This is a genomic window from Ilumatobacter sp. (assembly GCF_049588435.1).
Lineage (GTDB): Bacteria > Actinomycetota > Acidimicrobiia > Acidimicrobiales > Ilumatobacteraceae > Ilumatobacter_A.
The window spans coordinates 1-6559 of the sequence record NZ_JBAVYV010000262.1 but is presented as its reverse complement, the minus strand read 5'-3'; the positions used below and the strand labels follow the sequence as shown (position 1 = coordinate 6559).

Annotated in this window: 7 protein-coding genes and 1 pseudogene; 4 read left to right on the top strand and 4 right to left on the bottom strand. The window is 64.8% G+C overall.

Going from position 1 to position 6559, the window contains the following annotated elements; genetic code table 11:
* From WBV89_RS10320 to WBV89_RS10305, 4 genes are all read left to right on the top strand, one after another.
* Positions 1-1334, top strand: a 1334-nt coding sequence (locus WBV89_RS10320; protein ID WP_423981257.1) for an aminobutyraldehyde dehydrogenase, incomplete at its 5' end; no start/stop codon positions are given.
* Positions 1334-2335 carry a 3-hydroxyacyl-CoA dehydrogenase NAD-binding domain-containing protein gene (locus WBV89_RS10315; protein ID WP_423981256.1) on the top strand — a complete coding sequence of 334 codons (1002 nt, stop codon included), beginning with the start codon at positions 1334-1336 and terminating at the stop codon, positions 2333-2335. The genes WBV89_RS10320 and WBV89_RS10315, both read left to right, overlap by 1 nt.
* A gap of 35 nt (positions 2336-2370) precedes the next feature.
* Complete coding sequence (locus tag WBV89_RS10310) at positions 2371-2925, top strand: TetR/AcrR family transcriptional regulator (protein ID WP_423981255.1); 555 nt, start codon at positions 2371-2373, stop codon at positions 2923-2925.
* Positions 2926-3832: 907 nt separating this feature from the next.
* Complete coding sequence (locus WBV89_RS10305; protein ID WP_423981254.1) at positions 3833-4378, top strand: hypothetical protein; 546 nt, start codon at positions 3833-3835, stop codon at positions 4376-4378.
* A gap of 497 nt (positions 4379-4875) precedes the next feature.
* Here WBV89_RS10305 and WBV89_RS10300 read toward each other — a convergent pair whose 3' ends face one another.
* The 4 genes and pseudogenes from WBV89_RS10300 to WBV89_RS10285 form a co-directional block, all read right to left on the bottom strand.
* Positions 4876-5229 carry a hypothetical protein gene (locus tag WBV89_RS10300; protein ID WP_423981253.1) on the bottom strand — a complete coding sequence of 118 codons (354 nt, stop codon included), beginning with the start codon at positions 5227-5229 and terminating at the stop codon, positions 4876-4878.
* A 469-nt stretch (positions 5230-5698) separates the two neighbouring features.
* On the bottom strand, positions 5699-6040 hold the full coding sequence (locus WBV89_RS10295; RefSeq protein WP_423981252.1) for a type II toxin-antitoxin system PemK/MazF family toxin: 342 nt from the start codon (positions 6038-6040) through the stop codon (positions 5699-5701).
* Positions 6024-6218 carry a hypothetical protein gene (locus WBV89_RS10290; protein ID WP_423981251.1) on the bottom strand — a complete coding sequence of 65 codons (195 nt, stop codon included), beginning with the start codon at positions 6216-6218 and terminating at the stop codon, positions 6024-6026. Before WBV89_RS10290 ends, WBV89_RS10295 begins: the two co-directional genes overlap by 17 nt.
* A gap of 156 nt (positions 6219-6374) precedes the next feature.
* Positions 6375-6559, bottom strand: a pseudogene (locus tag WBV89_RS10285) (putative quinol monooxygenase); the annotation flags it as partial.

The window sequence follows — 6559 nt, the reverse complement described above, 5'->3', positions numbered from 1 at the left end:
CGCTCGCCGCGATCGACACGGCGAGCGCCGAGCAGGTCGACACCGCCTCGCGGGCTGCCGACCAGGCCTTCGCGTCGTACGGTCGCACGACCCCGGCCGAACGATCGGCGCTGCTCCACACCATCGCCGACGTGATCGAAACGCACAGCGAGGAACTCGCTGCGCTCGAATCGCTCGACGTCGGCAAACCGTGGCCGTCGGCGCACGACGACGAGATGCCACTGACGATCGACACGTACCGCTTCATGGCGGGAGCGGCCCGCACGATGAGCGGTGTCGCCGCCGGCGAGTACGTCGCGGGACACACGTCGATGATCCGGCGCGATCCGGTCGGCCCGGTCGCTGCCATTGCACCGTGGAACTACCCGATGATGATGGCCGCATGGAAACTCGCTGCGCCGCTCGCAGCCGGCTGCACCGTGACGCTCAAACCGTCCGAGGTCACTCCGCTGTCGACGTTGCGGCTGGCCGAACTGCTCGCGGACATCGTCCCGAGGGGCGTCGTCAACGTTGTCCACGGCGACGGCCCGACCGTCGGGGACCAACTGATCAACGCGCCCACCGTCGAGGCGATCAGCGTCACCGGTTCACCTGCCACAGGTCGGGCGGCCCTTCGAGCAGCGGCCGAACAGATCCGCCACACCCACCTCGAACTCGGCGGCAAAGCACCGGTCATCGTGTTCGACGACGCCGACCTCGACGCGGTCGTGGAGACGATTCGGGAGGGCTCGTTCTTCAACGCCGGGCAAGACTGCGCTCAGCCCTGCCGGGTCATGGCCCAATCGTCGATTTATGACGACCTTGTCGCACGGCTCACCGACGCGGTCGGCGAGATTGTCACTGGCCATCCCCGTTCGGAAGGAACCGAAATGGGCCCGTTGGTCTCGGCGGCCCATCGTGAGCGCGTCGCCGGGTTCGTGGACCGGGCACGTGAGTGCGCCGAAGTCGCGACAGGTGGTAGTTCCCGCGGCGGCGAGGGCTTCTTCTACGCACCGACGGTGATTGCCGACGCCGACAACGACGCCGAGATCGCCTACAGCGAAGTGTTCGGGCCGGTTGTGTCGGTGTCTCGTTTCACCGACGCAGACGATGCGATCAGCCACGCGAACGCCGGTCGCTACGGACTGGCGTCGTCGGTCTGGACACGCGACGCGGGTCGAGCGATGGACGTCTCCAGCCGACTGCGTTACGGGTTCACCTGGGTCAACACCCACGGCGTCGCGACGCCCGAGATGCCGTGGGCGGCGATGAAGGGATCGGGAACCGGCTGTGACATGTCGGTGTTCTCACTCGATGCCTTCACCGCGGTGCGTCACGTCATGGTGGCGCACTGATGGTCGCCGATGGCCGTGCCCCCGTGGTCGCCCACACAGCGTCGCTCGGTGGCGGAGTGATCGGTGCAAGTTGGACCGCACTCTTTCTGGCAGCAGGTACGTCCGTCGCCGTCTACGACCCGGCTGCCGGCGCCGAACATCAAGTCCGTCGCTACGTCGAGTCGGCGTGGCCGACGCTCGTCGAGATCGGGCTGGCCGGCGACGGCGATCCCGACGCCGTGACGTTCCACGCGGACCCGCGATCCGCCGTCGAGGGAGCCGACTTCGTGCAGGAAAGCGTGCCCGAACGGTTGGCGATCAAGCACGAGCTGTTCGCCGAGATCGAGTCGGCGCTGCGCAGCAATGCAATCGTGGCGTCGTCGGCATCGGGGCTCACCCTGACCGAGATGCAAGGCGGCTGGGCATCACCCGGTCGGTTCGTCTTGGGCCATCCCTTCAACCCGCCACACCTCATCCCGCTCGTCGAGGTGCTGGGCAACGGGCACACCGCGCCCGGCGTCGTCGACGACGCTCGGGCGTTTTACGAATCGGTCGGCAAGGTCACGATCGAAGTGCAGCGCGAGGTCCCCGGCCACGTGGCCAATCGTCTGCAAGCCGCGCTCTGGCGAGAAGCCATCCACCTAGTGATGGAAGGCGTGGCCCGTGTCGATGATGTCGACACTGCCGTCTGGGCAGGCCCGGGACTGCGTTGGGCCGCAATGGGTCCGACGACGCTTTTTCATCTCGGAGCCGGCGAGGGCGGCCTGGCCGCATTCTGCGAACGGTACAGCGACAGCTTCAACCGATGGTGGGACGACCTCGGCACGCCACACCTCAATCCCGAAGTGGCTGGCGAACTCGTCCGTCAGCTCTCGACCTCGCTCGGTGACGTACCGACCGAGCAGATCGCGACGCGACGCGACGCACTGATCACCGCGATGTTGCGCGCCACAACCGACATCCGCACCACCGTCGAGACCACGCCCGCCGACCGCGCGAGCCCGCCAACGGCCGTTCGATGACTGGTGGTCCGGCGGCAGGCGTCGAACATCAGACGTTGACCGACAAAGAGAACCACATCCTCGACGCCGTGATGGCCGTACTAGCACGCGACGGCATCGCAGCGACCAGCATGCGAGCCGTCGCGAGGCAGGCTGACGTAGCGCTCGGCCTCATGAACTACTACTTCGACAACAAGACGTCGCTCATTGCTGCTGCCTTGCGTCGACTCGGCGACGAGGATGCCAGGATCGTCGTACCCGATTTCGGGCTCGACGCCGAAGCGCGCTTGCGGTTCGCACTGCGCCGCGCCACCGATACGGAGTTCTTGACGACCGACTATCTTGCCCTCCGGCTTCAGTTGTGGTCATTGGCCAGCGTCGACCCGGTCTTCGCCGAGATCAACCACCAGGCACAGACGCGCTATCGGGACGGGCTGGCGGTGCTGATCGCCGCAGCTCGCCCGGACGTCGACCCCGATGAGGTACGTCGTCGGGCAGCCGACATCCTCATCATTCAGAACGGCGTCTGGCTCACCTCGATTCTGATCTCCGATCCGGATTCGATCGAGCGCAGCTTGGCACGCAGCGAGGAGATTGCGTTCGCCAAGTGAGTGATCAGCTCGGAGTTGCGGATGACTCAGGCGACATCTCGTAGTGACCTGAACCGACAGGTACACAGGTGAAGAGTTTCGCCCACACAACCCCAGCGCTGATGATGTCGACCCGACAAACCGGAACGACCTGCCAGCGTCAAGGTGCAGCTTCGCTGCCGACAAGACGTTCTGCGCGATCAGGCGCGTGAAAGTCCATGAACCGCCCGAGTCGGCACCCTTGGCTTGCTCGGCCCAGGTGTGCCGGATTGCTCGATGGTGGACTCGGCGCCAGCGCCGAGGTCTCCGGGCGGTTCAAGACGCACTCGATTCACAGTCCCATCGAGTACATCTGCGATCCGCAGCGCAGTCCACCAGTGCTCGTACTGGTTCCCGATCTTGTCCGCTGAACCACCGGGTAAGGCGCTCGCTCTGCTCTCACGAGCTGGTCCCGAAGCTACCTCGTCGCTGGCAGCTGGCAACAGCGACGAGTTCCCAGATCTCGCTGCAGTTCACTCTCAATCCTGACGCTTGCGGCCAATCTCGGCCTAGCGATCCAACCGACCGGCCGGCGCCGCTGCGCCGGGGACGAACCCCGTGCTGACAATCGCGGACAAACGGCCGATTTCGGCGTTTCGACCCCGGCACAACATCGCCCGAAATGACGTTGACCAGGGCCTGAGCCCTGGTCAACGTCATTCTTCATGGTGTCGAAGATGGGACTTGAACTCCGGTATCTGGAGATCTTGTCGAGTCTCGTTCGATGACGTTTGGCCTGGTCAGTGCTCGTTTTCGGTGGCGGGCCATGTCGTCTCGTGTCGTCTGATTTCCGCTCGTTTCGTCCAGTTCGCGGACATTCTGCTGACAAATTGCTGACAAGCGACACCTTGTCAATGACAGCGGTTCGTCGACACGAGACAACCCTTCGATGGCTATCCGTTCGGGTCGACTGCACCCCGCCGCGCGCGCAACGTGGACGGCGATCAGCCGACTGGTCACCTCGGCGAACACTCAGACATGGGCGGTCGTCGGCGGGCAGATGGTCGCCATCCACGCGACCGCTTGGGGAGTCGATGTGCCAAGCACGACCGACGACGGCGACATCGTGGTCGACGTCCGTACGTTCACACGCAATGCCCTACGAGATGTGGCCGACGCGCTCGTCGCGGACGATTTCGGCTTCGGGCAGTCGCCGGAGGGGATTGTTCGATTCACCAAGGGTGACGCCAAGATCGACTTACTCGCACCCGACGGCCTCGGATCCGACGGCCTCGGACCCGAGCCGGTCGAGATCGGTCAGGGACGCGTCGTACAAGCGCCGGGCGCCACCCAAGCGGTCAAGCGTGCGGAGCCCGTCATCGTGGAACTCGCAGGCGAACGGTTCGAGGTTCGCATCCCGAACCTGCTCGGAGCGATTGTGGCCAAGTCGGCTGCCGCAACGAGGTCGTGTCCGCCTCACGCTTCGACAAGCTGAAGCACGAGCGAGACCTCGCCACTCTCTTGATGTGCGCAGCACGAGATCCGAAGTTGGTCCAGTGGGCCGAGGCGACGACAAAGAAGGATCGAAAACGGCTTGCCACTGCGCGGCGAGCGTTCCTCGATGATGCCCACCCGTGCTGGTTCGATGGCGCCGACCGGAGTGATCTCGAAACGGTGCTCGCAATCCTTCTCGGATAGTCCGATCGAGTCACCTGGCCCGGACGGCGATGCTTGGCAACGCCAATGCTCGGCTCTGAAGGCCAGCCGATGGCGCTCACATTATGTGCGGCTCGGCCCGCACGGCGAGTGCGCGTGTTTGCGCCATAAGGGGCGGGTGGACGGGTGCTCGTCGAGAGTGGATATGCGCACCGAACCGCATCCTGGGATGCACAGATCAGCTCCTCGACCGCGGACGACGAACCCACGAACTGAAGCTCGCGTCAGGTCATCCTCTCGGCCGGAGAATGTCTTCTACACGGGTGTCTCGGTTGGTCAGGTCACGGTGAGCGTGGTGACCATACCGGCCTCGAAGTGGCTGACTGGGTTCGGCGGGATCGCAGTTGGATCCACGATGTTGCAAAAGAGGATGTAGCTGCCGGCATCAAGATCGAACAGCGCCGACTCCTCGGTACCGGTATCAACCGCCGCGATCCTGCCGATGAGTTCACCCTCGGGCAGAGCGGCCTCGATCACCGCGCCGTCTTCGTCGACCGGAAGTGCCGCTGGGTCGTCACCCCTCACGATCACCAAGTTGTGGAGGAGACCGCCCACGTTCTTTGCCACGATTTCCACGCTGCCCGCATCGGCCGAGGTCGGGTCGGGGGACACTTCACCGTCGGTCAGCACAACGCTGACCGATGCGCCGCCATCGTCCGACGACGTGGTGACCGCGGGTTCTTCCGTCTCCGGCTCGGTCGTCGCCGGGGATTCTGCTGTCGGCGCGTCGCTGCTACAGGCCGTGGCGGCCAGGAGGCAGACTGCCACGATCGCTGTGCTCGCTCGTGTTGACCTCGTCATGAGCCCCTCGCTTCTGCAGAGTGGGCATCCACTCCCACCACATCAGCATCGCGCACATCCCGACAACCGGGTGACGAACCCGAGCGACGTGACCCGCCCCGACGAGGTCGAAGCGACTACCTACCTCGAGTTCAGTCAGAACGGGTCCCCGCCGCCGCTCGATATCAACGGTTTCGAAGGGCACCCGATCCCGCTCGCGATCGGCATCACGTCTCCGAGCGGGTGTTCGCACGAGAATGTGCGGCGGGGTCGGCCCCGATGGCGACTGACCCGCTGGGCGCGGGCCGGTCGCCCGAAATCACGCGAGGTCAAAGAGGACGGCGAGCGTTTCCCGGATCTGAGACAGATGCAGTGGCCCAATGTTGCCTCGGGTCGCCACGATCCTCCGGGGCGACACTGCTCGAACGTGCTGGCATTGCGCTGCTGAACGGGAATCCAATCCATTCTTGCTGTCGGGTGCAATCGTGATCTCGGAATGAAACTCCCGGATTGTGCTGGTGAGGGGGACGACGTGGACGACGGACGGATTCGCGTCGAGAATTCGCTGGGCCGTGATCACGATCGCCGGATGGGGGAACCCAGCTTCGCGTCCCTCCGGTCGACCGAGATCGAGATCGACCACGTCACCCGAGGTCTGCATCGAGCCAAGCGTCCTCGTCGCCGCCCAGCGCGCTACTCAACTGCTGCCCGATGTGGTCTTGACGGAGCGCGCGAACGGCGAGGGTCACCGTGTTTCCGACGGTCGTGTTGAATTCGGCCGCCAGACGTTTGAGATCGTCATGAGTCGCGGTATCGATCCGAACGCTCGTGCTCTGCATGCAAAACAGCATACACATCGAGTGACCCGCTCGATATCCGCGACGACCATTCGGAGCCGCGACCGCACAGATCGGCACGTCGGCGTGCGGTCAGCTGCGCGATATCACTCGACTGAAAGTCCGGGGTTCAGGCTGCTCGTCGAGTGATAGCGCCGATCATGGCTTGACCCACGCCGCTGGAGCCGAGGCGACGTGTGGCGGCCCGTCGAGATGCTCACCTACGACGTCTGCGTACTCGAGATACTCGGGTGTCCGCAGGAAAGCCGCGGCGTCGTCGGCAGTCCGGTAGAGCTGGAACGCACGGATCACGTCCGGCTCGTCGGCGGGAAGCGTGTAGACGT